This window comes from Cryobacterium sp. SO1 (assembly GCF_004210215.2).
Taxonomy (GTDB): Bacteria; Actinomycetota; Actinomycetes; order Actinomycetales; family Microbacteriaceae; genus Cryobacterium.
In genome coordinates this window covers 2,162,364-2,185,939 of sequence record NZ_CP067394.1, presented here as the reverse complement: position 1 = coordinate 2,185,939, position 23,576 = coordinate 2,162,364, and the positions used below count along the sequence as shown (strand labels likewise).

The following is a 23,576-nucleotide window of genomic DNA, read 5'->3' as shown; positions in this document are numbered from 1 at the left end:
CATCAAACATCAGCAGGAAGGTAATCCCATGGCACTCAATATTGGCGCCGACGACCTCGTCGAGAACCCAACCCCGCGCGTCCCCGTAGCGCTCTGCCTCGACACGAGCGGATCGATGATGGGAGAGAAGATTCGCGAACTCGTCCAGGGCGTCAACCTGTTCTACGATGCGATCGACGAAGATGACGACGCGCACGATGCCGCCGAGGTAAGCATTGTCGAGTTCAACTCCGCGGCGAGTCTGATTCAAGACTTCGCGAGCGTCGAGCGCCTGAGTCGCATCGATGCCATCGATGCGACTGGCGGCACAGCCCTCGGTGACGGTGTGAACCTCGCGCTCGACACCCTCGAGAAGCGCAAGTCCACATACTCCAACGCGGGCGTCCTGTACTACCAGCCCTGGCTCGTTCTGATGACCGACGGCCAACCGAACGGGCGTTCCGATGAGCTCGAACGCGCAGTCCGTCGCGTGACCGAACTCGTCGCTCAGAAGAAACTCACGGTCTTCCCGATCGGGATCGGCGCGGATGCTGACATGGACGTACTCGCGCGATTCAGCCCGAACCGACCTCCGCTTCGCCTCCGAGGCCTGAGCTTCAAAGAGTTCTTCGAGTGGCTATCGAAGTCTGTTTCCCGAGTCTCGCGGTCCACGCCCGGCGACGCCGTCAAGCTTGATCTTGAGGGCTTAGCAGGCTGGGCGGATTTGTAAATGTTCAACGAGTTCCACCATCAAGCTCGTGGTCGAGGGCACGAGCTCGACGGAACGCGCGGACAGGATCGGACGCAATATCTTTCGCGGGGTGACGTCCAGGCGATCTGTCTCGCTGACGGCGCAGGGTCTGCCTCTCACTCCGAATTCGGTGCGCAAGCAGTAGTAGACGAGGGATGCGTCGCGCTGGTCGAGCAGTTCGACCAGCTTGTGGCGCGCATCGACGGTGGACAAGTCAAGATCGAGCTTCTAGAGCGGCTTCTCGCCAAGGTCACCACAGTCGCCGAGCGTCACGGTCGTGACGTGCAAGACTTCGCCTCTACCTTTCTCGGCGTTGCGGTCTCTGGCGATCAGTTCCTCGGCGCACATGTGGGTGACGGGGTTATTGGATACCTCAAGAACGGGGAACTGCATGTCTGCTCCGCTCCAGACAACAGCGAGTTCGCGAATCAAACAACCTTCGTGACCTCTTCGGGAGCCGCCGGGTCGATGCGACTGTTTCGAGGCTCGCTGCAAGGGGTGACCGGGTTCATCCTTATGAGCGACGGCGCTGGGGAAAGCCTGTTCAACGCTCGCACGCGTCAGCTGGCGGCCGCATGCACCAAGATCATCGTGGCCGTTGGGGCTACGCCCACCAGACTGAGCAGGAACTCGAAGCCCAAGAAACAGTTGCGGAAGCTCGTAGACGTCAGAGTGCGCAACGCGACCAAGGACGACTGTTCCATAGGCGTCCTAGGTCGGCCGTAATTGGTGTACGCCCGAGCGATTAAGACTTGCGAAGCTGTCAATCATCGCGGAGAGTGCGGCGACCGTGAATCATGCGGCTCGTCGTATCGAAGAGTTCCAGCTCACCTGGGTGGAGCTGGTGCTGGCAGACGAATGGCCAGATAGAGCCAGGAAGCGCGAGCGGCTCGCTCTAAGCGATGGAATTTGACCGTACATTCACGGTACCTAACGGAATCTGATGAGAGTGATTGGCAGAGACAAGCTTCTTGATCAGTTGTATCGGATCTAGCAAGGCAGCGCCGGCAGCCCGATACTTCCAAATGCCCAGGTGGTTGAACCAACGGTGTCATGCCCGGCGCGTGGTGGACTTCGTCGTCACCGTGCCGGTCCCGCACGTGTCAGGGTGAGTTGAGGCCAGTAGCTCAGAGCAAGTCCGCCGTTTGACGTGGGGCGAGAATCAGGATGTCCCACCAAATGTCCAGCCCATCGTTGATCGCCGTGCGCGACGATAGTCCCATGAATAACAGCAGTCCCGGCCCCCCGCGCAGGCGGCCCCACGCCCCGGCGGTCGTTCACCCCGAAGCAGAAACTTGACCACCTCACCGCCTACAAGGTCGCCATCTCGCGGAACGGGCGCGGCGCGTATCTGCGGGAGCAGGGCATCTATGAATATTGGCTTCGGTGGGCACCACCTGGGGTGCGCTTGAGCACCACTGTTCAGGTCCGTGATTCGCACTGTTCAGCACCACTGTCGGCGTGGTTGAGCCCCACCTGAAAAGCTCCTTCCACCGTGTGATGGCCACACGGTGGAAGGAGTACCGGTAATGGTACGGAAGATCAAAGCGAAGCTGGTGTTGCAGCTGCGTAATCAGGGCTTGTCGCGGCGGGCGATCGAGTCGGCTCAGGGGATGTCCCGGCACAGCATTCAGGCGGTCCTCGACGCGGCCGAGCTGGCAGGTCTCGGCTGGGCTGACATCGCTGAGCTGTCGGAGGCTGAGGTGTATTCGGCGTTGTTTCCCGGTCGCGGGGTCCGCGAGAGCGTGTTCGCGCAGCCGGACTGGGCTCGGGTGCACACCGAGCTGGCCCGGGTCGGGGTGACGTTGAAGCTGCTCCACCAGGAGTATGTCGACGCGTCTTCTCGCGCCGGGCAGGCAACGATGAGTTACGACCGGTTCTGCCGGCTCTATGGCGAGCACGCCGCCGTGACCGGGGCGTCGTCTCGCGTGGGCCACAAGGCCGGCCGCAGCATCGAGGTCGACTGGTCCGGGCCCACGATGCAGCTGTTGGATCCGACGACCGGTGAGATCTCGAAGGTGTATTTGTTCGTCGCGTGCCTGCCCTTCAGCCGGTATGCGTTCGTGGAAGCGAGCCTGGGTATGCGCCAGGATTCGTGGCTGCGCGCCCATGCGGCGATGTTCGCCTTCTTCGGCGGCAGCGCCCCGCGCCTGGTGCCCGACAACCTGAAGACCGGGGTGATCTCGCACCCTCGGGAGGGAGAGGTCGTTCTCAACGACGCCTACCGGGAGATGGCGGGGCACTATTCGGCCGCGGTATTGCCGGGCAGGGTGCGTGCGCCCAAAGACTATCCCGAGGATTCTGTTATCCCGAGTATCGGCCGCGATGCCTGTGCGGTGGCGGCCTGAGGGCTGATTTCCTCGGGATAATCGCGGCCCGCCTACGCTGGCTCATCTCTTTCGATTTCACTGGAGGTGAGCTTCGAGATGAATGTTTCTATTGGCGAGCTGATCGTGCAGGCGGATGCTGCCATGAGTGGACTGCAGCATGCGCCATCGACGACGATGCAGTACCGGTGGGCGTGGTCCCAGTTCGCGAGGTTCTGTTCCCGCGACGGTATCGATGAGTTCAGAGAGGAGGCCGTCGCCGCGTTTATTGAATTCGTCGCCGCGGAGTATCGGGACGGCCGGTTCAAAGGGTGGAAAAGCAAGCTGCTGCGCAAGGCCGCTCTGGTGCTGTCGGAGGTGGCACGGACCGGGTCCTATGAGTGGTGTCTGGCTCGCCCGGCGCATCCGAATGATGCGCTGGACGTGGTCTTCCGCCCGGTCCAGGAGCAGTTCGAGCGCTGGCTGCAGGGCCGGTCGTTGGCCGTCAGCACCCAGAATCTGTATGCGACGGTGTCGCGCGCCGCGTTGGCGTGGCTGCCCGACCGCGGCGTGGCCGATGCTCGGGCGCTGTCCAGAATGGACGTGTCGGCAATGGTGGTGTTTCTCGGCAGCCGGTACCAGCCGGGGAGCATGAGGACAGTGCTGTCGGCGCTGCGCGTGCTGTGTCGCTTCTGGGAGGAATCCGGCTACGGCGTCGGACTCTCGCAGGCGGTCCCGGCTCAGAGGGTGCGGCGTGTCCGCTCGGTGGGAGTCATCTCGGCCGACGGAGTCGACGCGCTGGTGAACTCCGCGGCGGTGTCCACACCGATGGGCTTACGGGACAGAGCAATGCTGCTGGTTGGCGCCCGGACGGGGCTGCGGCCGGTGGACATCGCAGGGTTGCGGTTGCGCGATATCGACTGGCCGCACGCACGAATCACTCTCACCCAGCACAAGACGGGGGCGTCGGTGACGTTGCCGCTGCTGGCCGAGGTCGGTGAGGCGATTGCGGAGTATCTGTTGCATGGCAGACCCGTCGACGGGGACGACGACCATGTTTTCCTGCGCTCCCATGCCCCCTACGTGGGCCTGACCCTATCCCACAGTTTGTATTGGGTGGCCGCGCGGGCCTTCGCCCGCTCCGGCACTGTCACCCAGAACGGCACCGGCCGCGGCTTCCGGGTGTTGCGGGCCTCGTTCGCCACCCGGCTGCTGGCGGACGGCACACCGCTGCCGGTGATCTCCGGCGCCCTCGGGCACCGGGGGATCACCTCGGCGAAACACTACCTCTCGGCCGACGACGAGCGCATGCGGGAGTGCTGCCTCGACTTCGCCGGTATCGAGCCGAGAGGAGCACTCTGATGAGCGGCTTCGTCAGCGGCCTGGCCGCTCCGCTGCAGTCCCTGCTGGAGCTCAAGCACGCGATCGGGTTGCCCTACGTGAACTCCGAGTCGCATCTGCGCCGCTTCGACAGGATGTGTGCTGAGACTTACCCGGGCGAGGTGACGCTGACGAAGGAGATGGCCATGTCCTGGGCCGTCGCCCGCCCGGATGAGCACGTCAACGGGCAGATGCGGCGGATCACCCCGATCCGGCAACTGGCCAAACATATGGGCGCCCTCGGCCTGAGCGCCTTCGTCATCCCGCCGGGCATCCCCGGCAAACAAATTCGTTACCGCCCGCACATCTACTCCCACGCGCAGCTACGGTCCCTCTTCGACGCCGCCGACGACATCAAGGCCACCGGCTATGGCGGCAGACGGGAGGTGATCATCCCGGTGATCTTCCGGATGATCTACTGCCTGGGGCTGCGGCCGAGCGAAGCCCGCACGCTGCACCGCAACGACGTCGACCTGGCCCGCGGCACGGTGAGCATCCGGCAGTCCAAAGGGCACAAGGACCGCATCGTCTTCCTCTCACCAGACCTGCACGAATACTGCCGCAACTATGACGCGACGATCAGCGTCCACCATCCGGACCGGGTCCCGTTCTTCCCGAATCGCTACGGAGGTTTCTATAGCGACTGCACGATCGACTACTGGTTCCAGCAGCTGCTGGCCGCCGCCGACCCGCCCGTCGTGTCCAGCCCGGGTTCGCCGCCGCGCGTCTACGACCTCCGCCATGCCCATGTGGTCGAGAACATCAACCGGTGGGTCCTCGCCGGGAAGGACCCGGAAGCGTTGGTGGCCTATTTGAGCCTGCATCTCGGACACGCCAACACGGAGGACACCTGGTACTACTTCCACCTTGCCGCGGACTTCCACGTCGACCTGCGCCGGATCGCCAACACCGGAATCGAATCCGCACTCCTGGAGGCCCCCGATGGCCTCCGATGACTTCTTCCGACTGGTCCGATCCTGGCTGACGGTCCACCTGCCCCGGTCGCGGCGGCTCAGTCCGCACACCATCCGCTCCTACAGAACCGCGCTGAACGCCCTGCTCGACTTCCTGCGCGAGTCGCAGCACCTCGCCCTGGCCGAGGTCTCCTTCGAGGTCATCGACCGCTCCACCATCACTGCCTTCCTCACCTGGCTGTTGGAGACCCGGCATCTCGCAGCTTCCTCCGCGAACCAGCGCCTGGCCGCGGTCAAGTCGTTCCTGTCGTATTGCGCCGGCGAGGATCCGGCACTGGTGTCGATCTGGCTGGAGGTCACCCAGGTCAGACCCGCCCGGACGCCGACGCGAGCCCCGGACGGGTTGAGCATGCCCGCCGTCGACGCGCTGATCCGCGCCCCCGGACAGCACACCGGCCGCGGGCGCCGGGACACCACCCTCATCCTGCTCACCTTCGACGCCGCCGCGCGAATCCAGGAGATTTTGGACCTGACCCCAGCGGATATCGACACCACGATCGGTGCCGCGCGGGTGACGCTCACCGGCAAAGGCCGCAAGAGCAGGACCGTCCCGCTGATGGACAAGACCGCCCGCCACCTCGACCAGTATCTGGCCGAGCTGCATCCCGGCGCGGCGAATTCGGCTGCCTTGTTGTTCTTCACTGTCCGGGCGGGTCGCCGGCACCCGATGAGCCAGGACAACATCTCCTACCTGCTCAACAAACACGCGACCGCGGCACGGCAACACTGTTCGGAGGTCCCGGAGAAGGTCCATGCCCACCAGCTTCGGCACGCCCGCGCGATGCAGATGCTGCGCGTCGGGGTTCCCCTTCCCCACATCAAGGAATTCCTCGGCCACGCGAACATCTCGACCACGAGCATTTATGCGTCGGCCGACAACCAGATGGTCCGTGAGGCGATCCAGAAAGCAGGCAGCTCCACACCCGACCTCGCACCGCTCTGGAACGGAGGCGACGACCTCATTCTGCAGCTCGCCGGGCTGAAGTGATTATCCCGAGGAAATCAGCCCTCAGGCCGCCACCGCACAGGCATCGCGGCCGATACTCGGGATAACAGAATCCTCGGGATAGTCGCGCTTATCCCGAATTCGGGATAACAAAGACAAGGCGAGCGTTGAGAACACGGTGTCTCATGTTGCGACCTGGGTCATCGCGGGGCTCAGGCACGAGCAGTTCACCTCGTTGGCGCAGTTGCGGGGACGGATTCGGGAACAGATCGATGCCTATAACCGGCAGCCGTTCCAGAAACGCGAAGGCTCCCGACTGAGCGTGTTCACCACCGAGGAACTCCCGCTGATGCAACCCCTGCCCGCTGTCCCGTTCGAGATCAGCACCTGGTCTTACCGGCGCAAGGTGAACAAAAACGCTCACGTGGTCTGGGCCAAGAACTTCTACTCCGTCCCCTTCAGTCACATCGGCGCTCTCGTTGACCTTCGCGTGACGGACACGATGTTAGAGGTCTATCGGGGTGATGAACGCTTGACTTGCCACCTGTTGCTGCCGGCCAGCACGGTGAATCAGTATCAGACGAACGACGCGGACTTGCCCGAGGGGCGCAGCTGGCAGGCCTGGGACCGGGACCGGATCAACGACTGGGCAGCCCGGACGGGCCCGGCCACGGTGACGGTGATCGGCAAGATCTTCGTAGCAGCCTCCATCGAGGAGGCCGGGTTCGACCCGGCCTTGGCCGTGCTGCGCCTCTCGCGCCGGTTCTCCCCGGCCCGGGTCGAAGCAGCCTGCGCGATGGCGCTTCGAGGGCCGATCCGGTCCCCGCGGTATGCGCACCTGAGACCGATCCTCGATACCGGGCAGGACAAGACCGGCCTCGTCCCGGAGGAGCCTGAGGGCGATGACGGTGGCTACGTCCGCGGCAGCGCCTATTACGCCGGAGGGACGCGTTGAGCCGCCTGGACGGCGAGACCAAGCGCAAGCTCCGCGAGATGAACGCGGGCGAGCTGCTCGAGGCGATCGACACCCAGGACGAAACACTCTCGATCAGCTTGACGTTCGAAGAACGGGTCCGGCTGGTCGTCGATGACGCCTACTCCACCTTCACGCACTCCAAGGTCGCCGGGCTGATCCGCCGGGCGGGGCTGCGCTATCCGAACGCGGACATGCGCCGCATCGACCTGCTCGACGAGCGCGGCCTGAATCGGCCGTTGCTGACTCAGCTCGGCACCTGTTCGTTCGTGACCCGGCAGCAGAACGTCGTCTTTCAGGGGTTCACCGGATCAGGGAAGTCCTATCTGGGCTGCGCGATCGCCAAGCGCGCCTGCGAGCACCGCATCCGCGCGCACTACGTCCGCATGCCCGACCTCGAGGAAGCCTGGGTCGCCGCCCAAGACAGCTCCGGCGGGTCCGGGAAGTTCCTCCGCAAATACGCCGCGTTCACCCTGCTCGTCATTGACGAGTGGTTACTGGACCGGCCGACGGAGTCGATGCGCGGCATGCTGCTGGAGCTAATGGAGCGCCGCTACGGCGAAACGTCGACGGTGTTCTGCACCCAGTATTCGCAGAAGGACTGGCACCAGCGCCTCGGCTCCGGTGTTCACGCCGACGCGATCATGGACCGGATCATCCACAACACCGTCTGGGTTGAAACGGGCAACTACAACATGCGCGAGCACACGGCCCTCACCACCGCGTAATCCGTGAAGAGGAGCACCAGTGGTGCCAGGCCACACCACCACTGGTGCTCTCCCGCACGATCGGTGGTGCTGAACGGCACGATTGGGTGGTGCTCAACGCCTCAAATACTCAATCTATTCCTCGCCGATCACGGAGTGGCGAAAACTGCGCGATGCGGCCTGCTGCAGGGCAAGTACTTCGACGCCTACTTGATTATCGATATCTACTCCCCGTTACATCGACCGCGTGAAGGTCCCTCCGGTCGAGGACGCGGTCCTCGCCGCGGAGATGATGACGGAACCTTCTCCAATCATGGCAACCACGCAGGTCGTCCACGCCGGCCTGTCGAGCTCGCAACTGAACGGAAGTGCCGAACTTACGGAATGCGAACACAGCAACCCTGCTGAGCGGTCGACACTTATTCGACACTTCAGCGACGTCGAAGGTGGTCTAAATTGCCCAATGGAGATAAGATCAAAGATCGCAAGAAGAAGATTCGGTTTTGGAAAAGACCAATTGACCAGTACTTCGTCCAAGGAAAGTCGAATCGACGACTCAGAAGAGACGAATCTCGAACCCGCTGAGAACTACAGGGGGTCAGGGGTTCGAATCCCCTCGGATCCACCAAGCACAAGAAAACCCCCTGATGACATAGGTCATCGGGGGTTTTTTACGATCTCCTGATCGGGCCGGGTGGGGAACGCTTCAGAATTCTCGACGAATTTCCCGGTCGGTTCACGGGCCGAAAGTCCGCCGGCATCCGGGCCCGCACAGCGACGGATCCGGCCGAACCGTCAGGGGGACTGCGGGCCGTCGCCGATGCGCAGCCAGTCCTCCGGTTCGCTGCCGCCAGACCCGGCCGGTCGGCCGGACCGGGCCGCCCTGGCTTCTTTCAACGCCCGCAACTGCCGGTCGACCTCGGCCGCGGTCGTTCCGGACGACAACTGCCGGGTGAGATCGGCATCCGGTGGAGCGGTGAGGTCGCTCAGGGCGCCGCTGGCCAGAAGATCGTCGGTGGCGGCGGCGCGGGCCTGCATCTGCATGATCCGGTCCTTGGCCCGCTCCAGGGTGACGCCGACATCACTCATCTGAGACCCCAGGCCGGCCGCGGCCTCGTTGGCCTTCACCTGCGCCTCGGAAGCGGCATAGCTGGCCTTGATGCTCTCCTTCTCGGTGCGGAACGCGGCAACCCGCTCGGCCAGGCGCCGTTCGTTGTCCTGCAACTGGGCCTGTTGCTTCTGCAGAGTGGTGTACTGGTCCCGAAGCGAGGCCACCTGGCCCTCGAGGAGGGAGCGCCGCTCAAGGGCGGTCCTGGCGAGGTCCTCCCGGCCCTGGTTCAGGGCCTCGTTCGCCTGGTCGGCCAGTCGCTGATGGCGGGCACCCATCTCCTCGCCCTGTAACTCGATGCGCTTCTTCGCCGTCGCCACTTCGGCCAGGCCCACCCTGACCTCCTGCAGCATCCGCACCAGCTGCTCGTAGCTGTCGTCGAGGGCTTCGCGGGGGTCCTCCAGCCGGTCCAGGGTGCGGGACGCCTTGCTGCGGAAGATGACGCGCAAGCGGGAGGAGAAGGTCATGGTGCGCTCCGTCCGGGGAGGGGACTATCGGCATTCAGGGCGTGCAGCTCGCGCACGCCGGCGTCCAGGGCGGCGACCTCACGGTCCACGTCGGCGGTCAGCCCGGTCAACGCGTCATCAGTGGCTCCGATGAGGCCCGTGGACACGGCGGTACGCAGCCGGCGCACCAGGGTGTGGATCTGCTCGACGCGGACCCCGGCAGTGGGGAGGGCGTCCGCGAGCGCCCTGGCGTCTCGCTCGCTGGACAACAGGATCAACTGGGCGTCGACGGCGGCGGCTTCCCCGCGAATGCGTTCGAAGAGCCGGTGCAGGTCGCCACGCGGACGGCCAGTGCGGTCTGCCAGGTTCAGGGCTTCGCGGCCGCTGGCGAGGGTGTCGGAGAGGCGTACCCGCAGCCTGAGGACCTCATGCTGCCTGCCGAAAGTCAACGTCGCGCGAGCGCGCAGGAGGGACGCGCCCACGACCCGGCTGCGGCGGACGCGGGTGTAGACCACCCGGGCGGTCACGACGACGACCGCCGTGGACACGAGCATCAGGGCGGCCAGGGCGAGCAGCACCTCGGCGAGCACGCTCACAGCGGCCCCTGTCCCGGTGCCCGAGTGGTGCACGCTGGGCGGGCGAGTCCGACGCCGGCGCCGTGTGCGGTCACGATCGAGGAATTCTGGATCATGGCGCACACGGTACGCTCGTTAGCCGGAATTTTCCTCAATATTTTCTGCGATTCGCGCCACGGGGTCCCCGGCGAATGCGGGTGCGATCCGCCGGTACCCCCTGGTGCGTACGATGGGGGTGTGAATGAGACCCTGCCCCCGTGCCCGGAATGCTCCAGCGACATGACCTACGAGATGGGGTCGTTACTGGTCTGCCCGCTCTGCGCACACGAATGGTCCGCAGAGGCCGCCGACTCCGGTGAGCCGGCTGCCGCCACCGTCATCACCGACGCCCACGGCAGTGTGCTGGCCGACGGCGACTCCGTCACCATCATCAAGGGGCTGAAGGTCAAGGGCGGAACCAATGTGCTCAAGGTCGGCACCAAGGTACGCGACATCCGCCTGCGCCAGGGTGTGGGCGACCACGACATCGAGGCGCGCATCGAAGGCGTCACCACGCAACTGAAGTCCAGCGTCGTCAAGAAGGCCTGACCGGATCCCGTCCGCCCAGGAGGCGGCCCGCCACCCCCGAGTAGGGGGAAAGGATTACACTGCCCGGTATGACCGCGCAGCAGCCCTACACGGTGGTTCGGGCGTTTCCCAGCTTCGACGTCCGTCGATATCCGGACTGTGTCGTCGTTCAGGTACCGGTCGACGGCGACTCCGTCCGAGCGGCCGGCCGGGGGGTCCGTCAGCTGCTTGACTACCTCGGCGGCCGCAACCGGTCGGGTGCCTCGCTGCCCGTGACCACCCCGGTGCTGCAGGAACTGGCGGGGGAGTCCCGGCACCTGGTCAGCCTCGTGCTGCAGGGGCAGCAGGATCCGGACCTGGCCCCTGGCCCCCTCGATGAGCATCTGCGGGTGCGTTTCGTCCCGGCCCACGAGGCCGCGGTCTTGCGTTTCGGGGGAGGCTGGAGCACGAGGAGATTCTCCGACCGTGGCCGAGCGCTGCTCGGCTGGTTGCCGGCGGCCGACCTCCTGCCGGACGGACCGGTATACTTCGCGCGCTTCGGGCCCACATTACGGACCAGATACCTCGCTACTAACGAGGCCCTGGTTCGGGTGATCTCCGCCTAAGCCCGCGAACCTCGATAATGGCTGGATGTCCAATCCAGATTCCGCCGGAGAAGTAGCGGGCGCCCCCGCAGCCGAAGGCTCCGTCGGGTGTCCCTGCCTCAGCGGCAACACCTATGACGCCTGCTGTGGGCGCCTGCACCGCGGCGACGCGGCGGCTGCCACGGCCGAGGAGCTCATGCGGTCGCGTTATGCGGCCTTCGCTGTCGGTGATGGTGCCTATCTGCTGCGGACGTGGCATCCGCTCACCCGGCCGGCCGCCCTCGAGCTCGACCCGGCGGTTCGGTGGACGCGGTTGGACATCGACCGGACGGTGCGGGGCAGAATGTTCGACACCGAGGGTGTTGTCGAGTTCACCGCATACTCCCGACACAACGGGCGACGCACCCGGCAGCACGAGATCAGCCGGTTTCTGAAGGTGTCCGGCGCCTGGCTGTACCTGGACGCGGAAGGCTGAGCCGAGTCCGCTGCGCGGCCGTCGCGGCCGTCGGAGATCCGGGCCCCGCAGGGGCTCTACGGCAGGAACAGAGCGGTCAGCAGGGCGATGTAGACGACCACGAAGATCGCCGGGGTGACCAGCCGCACCACAATGATCCACGGGGCTGAGGCTATGACCCGCCGGCTCAGTGTCGACGGTGCGTCGAGACGTTGCAGGTCGCCGATGACCGCGGTGGCCTCGTTGGCTGCGGCGATCTGCGCCAGCGCTCCAAGGATGCCCGACGCCAGCAGCACGCCGGCGGCAGCGATGCGGACGCTCAGCGGGGTGTCGGCCAAGCCGAGGGCGGCGAATCCGATCAGCGCAGTGAGGAGCAGGGTCGGCGCGACCTGGGAAACGATGATGTGCCATCGTGCGCTGGCCCAGTGGCCCAGCAGGTCTGATTCGCTCATGGTTCCGTTCCGTTCCGCAGGCCCGGTGGTGCTGCCCGCACGCTAGGAGGAGGTGTCGTGGTGTCGACGCTGGTGTGTCCATTGTGGCGGATACGTAGCGCCCCGCCCTGCGCGGTCAGCGGAAAGTCTCATCCAACGCTGCGGAGAGGTCCCCGATCAGGTCCTCGGCGTCCTCCAGGCCCACCGAGAGGCGCAGGTGGCCGAGGCGCTGGAACTCGGCTGGGTAGTACGCGGCGCGGGGGCCATCGCCCGAGACGTGCACGATCAGGCTCTCGTCATGGCCGAGCGACACCGCCGAGGTGATCACGCGCAGCTCCGAGACGAATCGGTTCTGGGCGGCCGGGTCGCCGGCGACGGCGAAGGCGAGCATGCCGCCGAAACCGTGCCGGAACTGCCTGAGTGCCACGGCGTGCTGCGAATGCCCCGGCAGGCCCGGGTAGGCGACGTACGCCACCCGGGGATCAGCCGCGAGGAACTCGGCGACCCGCTGGGCCGACTCGGTGTGCTGCCGCATCCGCAGTGGCAGGGTGACCGAGCCGCGCATGATCAGCCAGGCGTTGAATGGACTGATCACGCCGCCCACGTCGACCATGGCCTCCGATTTGATGCGCTGGATCAGCTCGCCCGAGCCGATGACGGCGCCGCCCATCGCGTCGCCGTGGCCGTTGATGTACTTGGTGAGCGAATGCACCACGAGATCCGCCCCGAGCTCGAGCGGACGGAGCACAGGGGGCGGGGTGAACGTGGAATCCACCGACAGGAGCACCCCGGCCGCGCGGGTGATGTCGGCGATCGCGGCGATGTCGGCCACCCGGGTGGTGGGATTGGCGATGGCCTCGACATGCACCAACCGGGTCTCCGGGCGGATCGCCGCCGCCACCGCCGCCGGGTCGCTGGTGTCGACGAAGGTCGCCAGGATGCCGTACTTGTCGGGCAGGAGCTCACGGAAGAGCTTGAAGGTGGCCTCGTAGGCGACATCGGATACCACGACGTGATCGCCGGTGCGTAGGAAGGTGAAGAACACTGCGTGCAGCGCGGCCACCCCGCTGGCCAGTGTCACGGCGTCCTCGCCACGCTCGAGCAAGGCCAGCTTCTGCTGCAATCCCAGCTGATTGACTCCGCTATTGCGCGTGTAGAGCGGCACATCGGTGCCAGACCAGCTGATCGACGACGGATCCTCCGGCAGGGCGTAGGAGTTCGCCATCACGATCGGGGTGCGCACTGAATGGGTCCCCGGATCGATGTGATTGCCGGCGTGCACGGCCTGGCTGAACTCGGCGAGGGATTCCGGCACCTGTTTGTCTGGACGAACCGTCATGGGCCCAGCGTAACGATCGGCCCCGGCGCCGGCACCGGTGTGACGCTTCGCGACGGCGGCGGGTAACGCGGGCAGCGAGCATCCGGTGTGGGAATCGAATGGGAAACTAGGACCATGACCGCAACACTCGTCGCCAAGGACCTCGCCGGCGGCTACGCCCACCGCACCCTGTTCGATTCCCTCGACCTCACGGTGACGCCCGGTGACGTCGTCGGGATCGTCGGTGTGAACGGTGCGGGCAAGTCCACCCTGCTCCGCCTTCTCGCGGGCCTCGACGAGCCGCAGGGCGGCACCGTCACCCTCGCGCCGGCGGATGCGTTCGTGGGCTGGTTGCCGCAGGAACACGAGCGGATGCCCGGCGAGACCGTCTCGGCGTACATCGGTCGACGTACCGGTTGTGCCCAGGCCACCCGGGAGATGGATGCCGCCGCCGCCGCCCTGGCCGAGCCTGCCGTGGCCGGCGGAGCGGACCCGGCCGAGGCCTACTCCGTCGCCCTCGACCGCTGGCTGGCCAGCGGCGCGGCCGACCTCGACGACAGGCTGCCCGGCGTGTTGCACGACCTCGGTCTCACCCTCGACGCCGATGTGGCCGCGGATGCCCTGATGACCTCGCTCTCCGGCGGCCAGGCCGCCAGGGTCGGCCTGGCCGCACTGCTGCTGTCAAGGTTCGACATCGTGCTGCTCGACGAACCCACCAACGACCTCGACCTCGACGGCCTCGAGCGCCTGGAGGCGTTTGTGTCGGGCCTCCGCGGCGGAGCCGTGCTGGTCAGCCACGACAGGGAGTTCCTGGCCCGCTCGGTCACCCGGATCCTCGAACTCGACCTTGCCCAGGGCGCCAACCGGGTCTTCGGCGGCGGCTACGAGTCCTACCTCGAGGAACGCGCCACGGCCAGGCGGCAGAAGCGCGCCGCCTACGACGAGTTCGCCGACAAGAAGGCCGACCTGGTCGGCCGCGCCCGCACCCAACGGGAGTGGTCCAGCCAGGGGGTGCGGAACGCCATGAAGAAGTCCCCGGACAACGACAAGCTCCGTCGCAAGGCCGCCACGGAGTCCAGCGAGAAGCAGGCGCAGAAGGTGCGGCAGATGGAAAGCCGCATCAGCCGTCTCGACGAGGTCGACGAACCGCGCAAGGAATGGCAGCTCGAGTTCACCATCGGCGCCGCTCCGCGCTCCAGCACCGTGGTCTCGACCCTGAACGACGCTCTGATCCGGCAGGGCGACTTCGTCTTCGGCCCGGTCTCCCTGCAGGTCAATGCGGGAGAGCGGATCGGCATCACCGGCCCGAACGGGGCCGGCAAGACCACCCTGCTGCGTGCGCTGCTCGGCCGCCGGTCTCCCGATGAGGGATCGGCGAGTCTGGGCGCGAGCGTGGCCGTCGGCGAGATCGACCAGGCCAGGGCCAGCGTGACCGGCGAGCAGACCCTGGTGACCATTTTCGAACAACGCCTGCCCGACCTGGCCGCGGGCGAGATCCGCACCCTCCTGGCCAAATTCTCCCTCACGGCGGAGCACGTCAACCGGCCCGCCGACGCATTGTCGCCCGGCGAACGAACCCGCGCGGGCCTCGCGCTGCTGCAGGCCATCGGGGTCAACCTGTTGGTGCTCGACGAACCCACCAATCACCTCGACCTCGCCGCAATCGAACAGCTCGAACAGGCCCTCGAGTCCTACACGGGCACCCTGCTGCTGGTCACGCACGACCGGCGGATGCTGTCTACCGTTCGACTCGACCGGCACTGGACGGTCGACGCCGGCCGGGTCACCGAGACGACGACGGGCGTTTTCGTGCGGCACTGACGGTACCGGCTGGTCGCATCCGGAATAGGACAGGGGTGCCGGCAGTTGACCCCTCATATGCGTATGCATGCAAACTGAGGGGAAAGGCGCACCACACATGGCACCGACACTGGAACTGGGTCTCGACACGTTCGGCGACGTCACCTACGCCGCGGACGGGAGCCTGCTCGGACACGCCCAGGTGCTACGCAACGTCGTCGCAGAGGCGGTGCTGGCCGACGAGGTCGGCCTGAGCTTCTTCGGCATCGGCGAACACCACCGGGAGGACTTCGCCGTCTCCGCTCCCGAGGTCGTCCTGGCGGCGATCGCCGGACAGACCAGCACCATCAGGCTCGGCTCCGCCGTCACCGTGCTGAGCTCCGACGACCCGGTACGGGTGTTCCAGCGCTTCGCCACCCTCGACGCCGTCTCCAACGGCCGTGCGGAGGTCATCCTCGGCCGTGGTTCGTTCACCGAGTCCTTTCCCCTGTTCGGCCTCGAGCTCAGCGACTACGAGCAGCTGTTCGAGGAGAAGCTCGAACTCTTCAGCGAACTGCTCAAGGAGGAACCGGTGACCTGGTCGGGGAAGACCCGCAGCGCGCTGGCCGACCAGCGGGTGTTCCCGCCCACCGAATCCGGCACTATCCGCACCTGGATCGGCGTGGGCGGCAGCCCGCAGTCCGTGGTACGCGCCGCCCATTACGGCCTGCCCCTGATGCTCGCCATCATCGGTGGGGAACCGTTGGCGTTCGCCCAATTCACCGACCTCTACCACCGTGCACTCGACCAGTTCGGCCGTGACCGCCTGCCGATCGGCGAGCACTCGCCCGGTTACATCGCCGCCACCGACGAGCAGGCCCGCGAGGAGATGTGGCCGCACTACCGCGCCATGCAGGACCGTATCGGCCGGGAACGCGGGTGGGGTCCGGCCACCAAGGCCCGGTTCGAACAGGATGCCGGGCCCGACGGCGCCCTGTTCGTCGGCTCCCCGCAGACCGTCGCCACCAAGATCGCCAAGATGGCCACCGGGCTCTCGCTGTCCCGCTTCGACCTCAAATACAGCCTGGGCACCCTCTCGCACGAGAAGCTGATGAACAGTATCCAGCTGTACGGCACCGAGGTGGCACCCATGGTGCACGAACTCATGGCCTGACGGGAATTCGGTGGGCCCCGGACGGGGTAGCGTGAACATGTGGGTTGGGCGCAGGCACATCACTCACCATCATCCTTTCGCTCTCACCTTCCTCGAGGAGTACACCGTGGAAACCTGGCCCGGAACTGCCTACCCGCTCGGCGCAACCTATGACGGCAGCGGCACCAACTTCGCTCTCTTCAGTGAGGCCGCCGAGCGGGTAGAGCTCTGCCTGTTCGACGAGAACGGCGCCGAGACGCCCGTGGAGGTGCGCGAATCCAGCGCTTTCGTCTGGCACTGCTACCTACCGGAGGTACAGCCGGGCCAGCGCTACGGCTACCGGGTGCACGGCGAGTACAACCCGAGCGAGGGCAAGCGCGCCAACCCGAACAAGCTGCTGCTCGACCCGTATGCCAAGGCCACCTGCGGTGTCATGGACTGGGACCAGGCCCTGTTCTCCTACAATTTCGGCGAGCCGGATTCCCGTAACGACGAGGACTCCGCCCCGCACATGATGCTCGGCGTCGTTGTCAACCCATTCTTCGACTGGACCGGCGACCGGTCGCCTCGCACCCCATACAGCGAATCGGTGATCTACGAGGCCCACGTCAAGGGGCTCACCCAGCTGCAGACCGAGGTGCCGGAGTCCCAGCGCGGCACCTACGCGGCCGTGGCGCATCCGTCGGTCATCGAGCACCTGCAGAAGCTCGGCGTCACCGCGATCGAGCTGATGCCGGTGCACCAGTTCGTCAACGACTCCACCCTGCAGGACCAGGGCCTGAGCAACTACTGGGGCTACAACACCATCGGCTTCTTCGCCCCGCACAACGCCTACTCCTCCAGCGGCGACCTCGGCCAGCAGGTGCAGGAATTCAAGGGCATGGTCAAGAACCTGCACGCCGCCGGCATCGAGGTCATCCTCGACGTGGTCTACAACCACACCGCTGAGGGCAACCACCTCGGCCCGACCATCTCCTTCAAGGGCATCGACAACGCCGCCTACTACCGGCTGATGGACGACGACGGTCGCTATTACATGGACTACACCGGCACCGGAAACACCCTCAACGTGCGGCACCCGCACTCGCTGCAGCTGATCATGGACTCACTGCGCTACTGGGCCATCGAGATGCACGTGGACGGTTTCAGGTTCGACCTCGCGAGTGCCCTGGCCCGCGACCTGTACGACGTCGACAAGCTCTCCACCTTCTTCGAGCTCGTGCAGCAGGACCCGATCGTCTCCCAGGTCAAGCTCATCGCCGAGCCCTGGGACGTCGGCCCCGGCGGCTACCAGGTTGGCAACTTCCCGCCGCAGTGGACGGAGTGGAACGGCAAGTATCGCGACACCGTGCGCGACTTCTGGCGCGGCGAACCGTCGACCCTGGGCGAATTCGCCTCCCGCATCTCCGGATCCGCCGACCTTTACGAGCACTCGGGGCGCCGCCCGGTCGCTTCGATCAACTTCGTCACCGCTCACGACGGTTTCACCCTCAACGATTTGGTCTCGTACAACGAGAAGCACAACGACGCTAACGGCGAGGGCAACAACGACGGCGAGAGCCACAACCGGTCCTGGAACTCGGGTGTCGAGGGGCCCACCGACGACGACGCCATCCGAACCCTCCGCGGCCGTCAGCAACGCAACTTCATCGCCACGATGCTGCTCTCCCAGGGCGTGCCGATGATTCTGCACGGCGACGAACTCGGTCGCACCCAGAAGGGCAACAACAACACCTACGCGCAGGACTCCGAGCTCAGCTGGATCCACTGGGACGAAGCCGATGCGCCCCTGATCGAATTCACCGCAGCCGTCGTACGCCTTCGCAAGGAACACCCCACCTTCCGCCGCAGCCGTTTCTTCGACGGCCACCCCGGCAAGCGCGGAGCCGGCGACCCGCTGGCCGACATCGTCTGGCTGAACACCGACGGTGAAGAGATGCGGGCCGAAGACTGGGACGAAAGCCGGGCCCGAACCGTGAGCATGTTCCTGAACGGCCAGGGCATCCGGGAGCGCGACTCCCGCGGCCGCGAAGTCACCGACGTCAACTTCATCCTGCTGTTCAACGCGGATGCCGAGGACGTCGAATTCACCCTGCCGAGCGCCGAGTACTCCCCGGCCTGGGAGATCGTGATCGACACCGGGGGAGTGGGCGCCGACTCGCTGCCCCGCCCGGCCGGCGCCATCCACACGGCGAAGGGCCGGTCGCTCGTCGTGCTGCGCGAGTACCACGAACCCGAGGTCGTCCCCGACTACTCCGTCGCCGCGTCCCTGGCCAGCCACCCGTCGCCGCCGACCACCCCACTGACGCTGCCGGTGCTGCCGGACCCGTACTCCTCGACCGAAGGACACGCGTAACCGACATGAGCCTCCCCGTCTCCACCTATCGCCTGCAGATCACATCGGCCTTCGATCTGGACGCGGCGGCCGACGTGCTCGACTACATCACCCAGCTCGGCGCCGACTGGCTGTACCTCTCGCCGCTGCTGCGGGCAGAGGAAGGGTCAGACCACGGCTACGACGTGATCGATCACGGCACCGTCGACCCCGCCCGCGGCGGACCAGAGGCGCTGGCCCGGCTGTCGGAGCGGGCGGTCCTGGCCGGCCGCGGCATCCTGGTGGACATCGTGCCCAACCACGTGGGCGTGAACACGCCGCACAGCAACGCCTGGTGGTGGGACCTGCTGCGCGCCGGGCACGGCTCCCGCTACGCGGAGGCGTTCGACGTGGATTGGCCGGCGGGTAACGGGCGGCTGCTGCTGCCGGTGCTCGGCGACGGTGACAGCGAGCTCGACCAGCTCAGTGTGGTGGGCGACGAACTGCACTACTACGACAACCGGTTCCCGATCGCGCCCGGCACCGCGGACGACGGCGCAACCGCCGCCGAGGTGCACGACCGGCAGCACTACGAGTTGGTCAACTGGCGCCGCGCAGACACCGACCTGAACTACCGTCGCTTCTTCGCCGTGAACACCCTCGCGGGGGTTCGGGTCGAGGTGCCCTGGGTCTTCGACGAATCCCACCGCGAAATCCTGCGCTGGGTGCATTCCGGCCAGGTTCAGGGCCTGCGGGTCGACCACCCCGACGGCCTCGCCGACCCCGGCGGCTATCTCGACCGGCTGCACGCGGCCATGCCGGACGGCTACCTGCTGGTCGAGAAGATCCTCGAGGGCCGCGAACAGCTGCCCAGCAGCTGGTCGACCGACGGCACCACCGGCTATGACGCCCTCGCCGACTTCGACAGGGTCCTCGTCGACCCCGCCGGCCAGGGCTCCCTCGACGCGCTGGAGTCCACCCTGCAGGCCGAGCGCGCCGGCGCGGCCACCGCGACCCCGGTGTCCTGGACCGAGCTGTTGTACAGCGGCAAACGTGCCATCGCCGACGGCATCCTGCAGAGCGAGGTCCGCCGACTCGACCGACTGCTCCCCGAGGTGCCCGACGCTGTCGACGCCCTGTCGGAACTCATCGCCTGGTTCCCGGTATACCGCTCCTACCTGCCCGTCGGCCGGCACGAACTCGACACCGCGGTGCGGCTGGCCCGGCAGCGCCGTCCCGACCTGGACGGCACCATCACCGCACTGCAGCCGTACCTCACCGACCCCACACATCCGGCCGCCGTCCGCTTCCAGCAGACCTCGGGGATGGTGATGGCCAAGGGCGTCGAAGACACCGCCTACTACCGCTACAGCCGGCTCACCTCCCTCAACGAGGTCGGCGCGGACCCGAGCGAGTTCGCGGTTCCGGTCGCCGAGTTCCACCGCCGCCAGCAGACCCGGCTGGCTGTCGCGCCCGCCTCGCAGACCACGCTGTCCACCCACGACACCAAACGCGGCGAAGACGTGCGGGCCCGCATCTCGGTCCTGGCCGAGATTCCAGACGAATGGGCCGCCGTGCTCGCCGAGCTCCGCAGCCTGGCACCGCTGGGCGACGCCCCGTTCGAAAACCTGCTCTGGCAGGCGATCGTCGGGTCCTGGCCGGCTTCGACCGACCGTCTGATCGGCTACGCCGAGAAGGCGTCCAGGGAGGCGAACCTCTCGACCACCTGGACCGCGCCGAACGAGACCTTCGAGAACGCGATGCGGGACCTGGTCCGGCGCCTGGCCGAGCCCGGGCCGCTCCAGAGCACCGTCGCGGCCTTCGTCGACCGGGTGCAACGAGCCGGCTGGAGCAACTCCCTCGCCCTCAAGCTCATCCAGATCACCGCGCCCGGCGTGCCTGACGTGTACCAGGGCAGCGAACTCTGGGAGATGTCCCTGGTCGATCCCGACAACCGGCGCCCGGTGGACTACGTCGTGCGGCGGGACTACCTGGACCGTGTGACCGACGGCTGGCTCCCGCCGATCGACGAGACCGGCGCCGCGAAGCTCCTCGTCACCACCCGGGCGCTCCGGCTCCGACGGGAACGGCCGGAGTTGTTCACCCGCCACGCGCCCATCGAGGCGTTCGGGCCGGCCGCCGCGCACGTGGTGGCCTACGACCGCGGCGGCGCCGTGACCGTGGCGACCCGGTTGCCGGACGCACTGGCCCGCACCGGTTGGGGTGACACCACGATCATGCTCGCCGGGCACTTCTGGCAGGACACGCTCACCGGCACTCGCCACCCCGGCGGCGAAGTGCGCCTGACCGAGCTGCTGGCGCGCTACCCGGTCGCGCTGCTCGTCCCCGCAGCCACCGCTACCGCGGAGGTCGCTCAGTGACCGATCACAGCACCAGCGCCGTGACCGCTCCGGCCGCACCCGTCGAGGCCATTCCCCTCGAGGTCTGGGCGCCGAGCGCGGCCACCGTGCAGCTGGTCAGCCCAACCGGCACGGCCGCCATGACGCCTGGCGATTCGGGCTGGTGGCACGGTAGCCTGCCCGGCGACCCGGCCGGGGTCGACTACGGCTTCACGGTGGACGGCTCCGGCCCGTTCCCCGACCCGAGGTCCCGTCGGCAGCCGAACGGCGTGCACGAGCTCTCCCGCACTTTCGACGCCCGGGCACACGCCTGGCAGGATGGCGCCTGGAGGGGACGACAGCTGGCCGGTGCCACCATCTACGAGCTGCACATCGGTACCTTCACCCCGGAGGGCACCCTGGACGCCGCGGCCGGCCGACTCGACCACCTGGTCTCGCTCGGCGTCGACTTCGTCGAACTCTTGCCGGTGAACGGCTTCAACGGCACACACAACTGGGGCTACGACGGCGTGCTCTGGTACGCCGTGCACGAGGGCTACGGCGGCCCGGCCGCCTACCAGCGCTTCGTCGACGCCTGCCATGCGGCCGGCATCGGCGTGATCCAGGACGTCGTGCACAACCACCTGGGCCCCAGCGGCAACTACCTGCCCAACTTCGGCCCCTACCTCAGCGACGCCGAGGGCAACACCTGGGGTGCCTCGGTCAACCTCGACGGGCAGGACTCCGACGAGGTGCGCGGGTACATCATCGACAGCGCGCTGATGTGGTTGCGTGACTACCACGTGGATGGCCTGCGCCTGGATGCAGTGCACGCCCTCAAAGACCACTCCGCCGTGCACCTGCTCGAGCAGCTGGCCGGCGAGGTCGCGGCGCTCAGCGCCGCCGTCGGCCGCCCCCTCACCCTCATCGCCGAGTCCGACCTCAACGATCCGCGCCTGATCACCCCGCGCGAGTCGAACGGCTACGGCCTGGATGCCCAGTGGAGCGACGACTTCCACCACGCCGTGCACGTCGCGCTCACCGGCGAGACCGTGGGCTACTACGCCGACTTCGCCCCGCTCGGCGCCCTGGCGAAGGTGCTCACGCGAGGCTTCTTCCACGACGGCACCCTCTCCACCTTCCGCGGCCGGCACCACGGCCGCCCCATCGATGTCGAACGGATGCCGGCCTGGCGCCTCGTCGTCGCCTCACAGAATCACGACCAAATCGGCAACCGGGCCATCGGTGACAGACTCAGCGCGCAGCTCGACACCGGCCAGCTGGGCATCGCCGCGGCCCTGACCCTGCTCGGCCCGTTCACGCCGATGTTGTTCATGGGCGAGGAATGGGGGGCGCGCACACCGTGGCAGTTCTTCACCTCCCACCCGGAACCTGACCTCGGACTGGCCACCGCCGAGGGCCGCATCGGGGAGTTCGCCCGGATGGGCTGGGATCCGGCCGTCGTGCCGGACCCCCAGGACTCGGCGACCTTCGAGAGGTCCAAACTGGACTGGACCGAGCTGCACCGTCCGGATGCCGGACGGCTGCTGGCCCTGTACCAGGATTTGGCCGGCCTGCGTCGCCGGCTCGAGGATCTGACCGATCCGCGCTTCACCCGCCTCGCGGTGGCTTTCGACGAAGCGGACGGCTGGCTGGCCTTGACCCGTGGGACCACCGAGATCGTGATCAACCTCTCAACGAGCGGCCGCTGGATTCCGGTGACGGGGGACAGCGTCCTGCTCGGCTTCGCCGACAACGCCGATGCCATGCCCACGCTGGACGGCGGACGGGTGCTGCTGCCGCCGCACTCTGTCGCGGTCCTCGGCTGACCCGGCCAGGCTGCAGCAACCGCTCCTGCACCACCTGCTCCTGCACCACCTGTTCCTGCAGCGACCGCTCCCGCATCGACCATCCCTGCAACAACCATCCGAGCACCGAGCACCGAGGAGAATCCATGGGCTACTTCCTGTCGCCCCAGACGGCTGTTGCGCTGGCCCGGCTGACGGCGCTGGATGCTGACAGCCAAGCGCCGGCCCTCGAACGGATGCGTGCCATCCGCGCCGTCCTGCAGCTGCTAGACGCCGACCCGGCCGCTCTCGCGAGCGTGCGCGACGCCCTGGACGACGGCGTCGTCTGGCCGGAGATCGCCCAGGCAGCCGGCCTCAAGCCCACGGCGGCCAAGTGGCGCTGGCAGGGCACAGACGCCGAGATCGCGGCCCGCCTGGATGCCGGTCGAAAGCGCAGCAGCCGGCCGAGCAGTGTCCCCACGGACCTGCCCGGACGCTCGGTGGCCGAGGCGGCCGGCACACTCGGCGTGAGCGTGCAGGCGGTGTACCTGCAGGTGAGCAGGGGTAAACTGATCAGCCGCACGGTCGAGCTGGCGGACGGGCGCAGTTACAAACGCGTCTTCCTCCCGGGGGACGCGCTACCCTCGACGACAGAACCGTCGCCCATCCAACCGTCGCAACCGTCGACCCAAGAGCCTTGAGACA

The 23,576-nt window shown here is 66.9% G+C and carries 19 protein-coding genes and 2 pseudogenes; 17 read left to right on the top strand and 4 right to left on the bottom strand.

What is annotated here, in order from left to right; genetic code table 11:
* Positions 1 to 28 precede the first annotated feature (28 nt).
* From BJQ95_RS10275 to BJQ95_RS10240, 8 genes and pseudogenes are all read left to right on the top strand, one after another.
* Entirely contained in the window at positions 29 to 709 is a 681-nt protein-coding gene (locus BJQ95_RS10275; RefSeq protein WP_130177589.1) for a VWA domain-containing protein, read from the top strand.
* Positions 710 to 1,456 carry a PP2C family serine/threonine-protein phosphatase gene (locus BJQ95_RS10270; protein WP_130177590.1) on the top strand — a complete coding sequence of 249 codons (747 nt, stop codon included), beginning with the start codon at positions 710 to 712 and terminating at the stop codon, positions 1,454 to 1,456.
* A gap of 803 nt (positions 1,457 to 2,259) precedes the next feature.
* A pseudogene (istA, locus tag BJQ95_RS10265) lies at positions 2,260 to 3,075 on the top strand (IS21 family transposase); the annotation flags it as partial.
* Between the two features lie 81 nt (positions 3,076 to 3,156).
* The gene (locus BJQ95_RS10260; RefSeq protein WP_256041343.1) at positions 3,157 to 4,398 is read left to right on the top strand and encodes a tyrosine-type recombinase/integrase; all 1,242 of its coding nucleotides are present in this window, start codon (positions 3,157 to 3,159) and stop codon (positions 4,396 to 4,398) included.
* The gene (locus tag BJQ95_RS10255; protein WP_130177781.1) at positions 4,398 to 5,372 is read left to right on the top strand and encodes a tyrosine-type recombinase/integrase; all 975 of its coding nucleotides are present in this window, start codon (positions 4,398 to 4,400) and stop codon (positions 5,370 to 5,372) included. Before BJQ95_RS10260 ends, BJQ95_RS10255 begins: the two co-directional genes overlap by 1 nt.
* Positions 5,359 to 6,378: a tyrosine-type recombinase/integrase gene (locus BJQ95_RS10250; protein ID WP_130177780.1), complete on the top strand. Its 1,020-nt coding sequence runs from the start codon at positions 5,359 to 5,361 to the stop codon at positions 6,376 to 6,378. Before BJQ95_RS10255 ends, BJQ95_RS10250 begins: the two co-directional genes overlap by 14 nt.
* A gap of 94 nt (positions 6,379 to 6,472) precedes the next feature.
* Positions 6,473 to 7,291 (top strand): annotated as a pseudogene (locus tag BJQ95_RS10245) (IS21 family transposase); the annotation flags it as partial.
* The gene (locus tag BJQ95_RS10240; protein WP_130177176.1) at positions 7,288 to 8,037 is read left to right on the top strand and encodes an ATP-binding protein; all 750 of its coding nucleotides are present in this window, start codon (positions 7,288 to 7,290) and stop codon (positions 8,035 to 8,037) included. The pseudogene BJQ95_RS10245 and the gene BJQ95_RS10240, both read left to right, overlap by 4 nt.
* 774 nt (positions 8,038 to 8,811) lie before the next feature.
* On the opposite strand, the gene BJQ95_RS10235 is transcribed toward BJQ95_RS10240, so the two are convergent.
* Complete coding sequence (locus BJQ95_RS10235; RefSeq protein WP_130177175.1) at positions 8,812 to 9,591, bottom strand: PspA/IM30 family protein; 780 nt, start codon at positions 9,589 to 9,591, stop codon at positions 8,812 to 8,814.
* Positions 9,588 to 10,166 (bottom strand): hypothetical protein, encoded by a 579-nt coding sequence (locus BJQ95_RS10230; protein ID WP_130177174.1) that lies wholly within the window; start codon positions 10,164 to 10,166, stop codon positions 9,588 to 9,590. The genes BJQ95_RS10235 and BJQ95_RS10230 overlap by 4 nt, the downstream gene beginning before the upstream one ends.
* A 216-nt stretch (positions 10,167 to 10,382) precedes the next feature.
* Between BJQ95_RS10230 and BJQ95_RS10225 the strand changes: the two genes are divergently transcribed.
* The 3 genes from BJQ95_RS10225 to BJQ95_RS10215 all read left to right on the top strand — a co-directional run bounded on the left by BJQ95_RS10225 (position 10,383) and on the right by BJQ95_RS10215 (position 11,771).
* Complete coding sequence (locus tag BJQ95_RS10225) at positions 10,383 to 10,733, top strand: zinc ribbon domain-containing protein YjdM (RefSeq protein ID WP_256041342.1); 351 nt, start codon at positions 10,383 to 10,385, stop codon at positions 10,731 to 10,733.
* A 68-nt stretch (positions 10,734 to 10,801) separates the two neighbouring features.
* Positions 10,802 to 11,317 carry a heme-binding protein gene (locus BJQ95_RS10220; protein WP_130177172.1) on the top strand — a complete coding sequence of 172 codons (516 nt, stop codon included), beginning with the start codon at positions 10,802 to 10,804 and terminating at the stop codon, positions 11,315 to 11,317.
* A gap of 25 nt (positions 11,318 to 11,342) precedes the next feature.
* Positions 11,343 to 11,771: a YchJ family protein gene (locus tag BJQ95_RS10215; RefSeq protein WP_165384891.1), complete on the top strand. Its 429-nt coding sequence runs from the start codon at positions 11,343 to 11,345 to the stop codon at positions 11,769 to 11,771.
* A 56-nt stretch (positions 11,772 to 11,827) separates the two neighbouring features.
* Here BJQ95_RS10215 and BJQ95_RS10210 read toward each other — a convergent pair whose 3' ends face one another.
* Together BJQ95_RS10210 and BJQ95_RS10205 are read right to left on the bottom strand one after the other, a co-directional pair.
* Entirely contained in the window at positions 11,828 to 12,202 is a 375-nt protein-coding gene (locus tag BJQ95_RS10210; RefSeq protein ID WP_130177171.1) for a hypothetical protein, read from the bottom strand.
* 115 nt (positions 12,203 to 12,317) lie between these two features.
* Positions 12,318 to 13,520, bottom strand: coding sequence for a PLP-dependent aspartate aminotransferase family protein (locus BJQ95_RS10205; RefSeq protein WP_130177170.1), 1,203 nt, complete (start codon positions 13,518 to 13,520; stop codon positions 12,318 to 12,320).
* 114 nt (positions 13,521 to 13,634) lie between these two features.
* On the opposite strand from BJQ95_RS10205, the gene abc-f reads away from it, so the two are divergent.
* The 6 genes from abc-f to BJQ95_RS10175 all read left to right on the top strand — a co-directional run bounded on the left by abc-f (position 13,635) and on the right by BJQ95_RS10175 (position 23,572).
* Positions 13,635 to 15,320: a ribosomal protection-like ABC-F family protein gene (gene abc-f / locus BJQ95_RS10200; protein WP_130177169.1), complete on the top strand. Its 1,686-nt coding sequence runs from the start codon at positions 13,635 to 13,637 to the stop codon at positions 15,318 to 15,320.
* A gap of 97 nt (positions 15,321 to 15,417) precedes the next feature.
* The gene (locus BJQ95_RS10195) at positions 15,418 to 16,452 is read left to right on the top strand and encodes an LLM class flavin-dependent oxidoreductase (RefSeq protein ID WP_130177168.1); all 1,035 of its coding nucleotides are present in this window, start codon (positions 15,418 to 15,420) and stop codon (positions 16,450 to 16,452) included.
* 106 nt (positions 16,453 to 16,558) lie between these two features.
* On the top strand, positions 16,559 to 18,787 hold the full coding sequence (gene glgX, locus BJQ95_RS10190) for a glycogen debranching protein GlgX (protein WP_130177167.1): 2,229 nt from the start codon (positions 16,559 to 16,561) through the stop codon (positions 18,785 to 18,787).
* A 5-nt stretch (positions 18,788 to 18,792) separates the two neighbouring features.
* Complete coding sequence (gene treY / locus BJQ95_RS10185) at positions 18,793 to 21,126, top strand: malto-oligosyltrehalose synthase (protein ID WP_130177166.1); 2,334 nt, start codon at positions 18,793 to 18,795, stop codon at positions 21,124 to 21,126.
* A 20-nt stretch (positions 21,127 to 21,146) separates the two neighbouring features.
* Positions 21,147 to 22,913, top strand: coding sequence for a malto-oligosyltrehalose trehalohydrolase (gene treZ, locus BJQ95_RS10180; protein WP_240694678.1), 1,767 nt, complete (start codon positions 21,147 to 21,149; stop codon positions 22,911 to 22,913).
* A 125-nt stretch (positions 22,914 to 23,038) separates the two neighbouring features.
* Positions 23,039 to 23,572 carry a hypothetical protein gene (locus tag BJQ95_RS10175; RefSeq protein ID WP_130177165.1) on the top strand — a complete coding sequence of 178 codons (534 nt, stop codon included), beginning with the start codon at positions 23,039 to 23,041 and terminating at the stop codon, positions 23,570 to 23,572.
* The last annotated feature ends 4 nt before the right edge of the window (positions 23,573 to 23,576 follow it).

What these genes read in the sequence shown, in the direction of transcription:
- BJQ95_RS10210 (WP_130177171.1), bottom strand. Translation starts at nt 12,202, where the DNA reads ATGAGCGAATCAGACCTGCTGGGCCACTGGGCCAGCGCACGATGGCAC.
- BJQ95_RS10275 (WP_130177589.1), top strand. Translation starts at nt 29, where the DNA reads ATGGCACTCAATATTGGCGCCGACGACCTCGTCGAGAACCCAACCCCG.
- BJQ95_RS10270 (WP_130177590.1), top strand. Translation starts at nt 710, where the DNA reads ATGTTCAACGAGTTCCACCATCAAGCTCGTGGTCGAGGGCACGAGCTC.
- BJQ95_RS10260 (WP_256041343.1), top strand. Translation starts at nt 3,157, where the DNA reads ATGAATGTTTCTATTGGCGAGCTGATCGTGCAGGCGGATGCTGCCATG.
- BJQ95_RS10205 (WP_130177170.1), bottom strand. Translation starts at nt 13,520, where the DNA reads ATGACGGTTCGTCCAGACAAACAGGTGCCGGAATCCCTCGCCGAGTTC.
- BJQ95_RS10235 (WP_130177175.1), bottom strand. Translation starts at nt 9,591, where the DNA reads ATGACCTTCTCCTCCCGCTTGCGCGTCATCTTCCGCAGCAAGGCGTCC.
- BJQ95_RS10215 (WP_165384891.1), top strand. Translation starts at nt 11,343, where the DNA reads ATGTCCAATCCAGATTCCGCCGGAGAAGTAGCGGGCGCCCCCGCAGCC.
- treY (WP_130177166.1), top strand. Translation starts at nt 18,793, where the DNA reads ATGAGCCTCCCCGTCTCCACCTATCGCCTGCAGATCACATCGGCCTTC.
- BJQ95_RS10250 (WP_130177780.1), top strand. Translation starts at nt 5,359, where the DNA reads ATGGCCTCCGATGACTTCTTCCGACTGGTCCGATCCTGGCTGACGGTC.
- BJQ95_RS10175 (WP_130177165.1), top strand. Translation starts at nt 23,039, where the DNA reads ATGGGCTACTTCCTGTCGCCCCAGACGGCTGTTGCGCTGGCCCGGCTG.
- BJQ95_RS10220 (WP_130177172.1), top strand. Translation starts at nt 10,802, where the DNA reads ATGACCGCGCAGCAGCCCTACACGGTGGTTCGGGCGTTTCCCAGCTTC.
- abc-f (WP_130177169.1), top strand. Translation starts at nt 13,635, where the DNA reads ATGACCGCAACACTCGTCGCCAAGGACCTCGCCGGCGGCTACGCCCAC.
- BJQ95_RS10255 (WP_130177781.1), top strand. Translation starts at nt 4,398, where the DNA reads ATGAGCGGCTTCGTCAGCGGCCTGGCCGCTCCGCTGCAGTCCCTGCTG.
- BJQ95_RS10195 (WP_130177168.1), top strand. Translation starts at nt 15,418, where the DNA reads ATGGCACCGACACTGGAACTGGGTCTCGACACGTTCGGCGACGTCACC.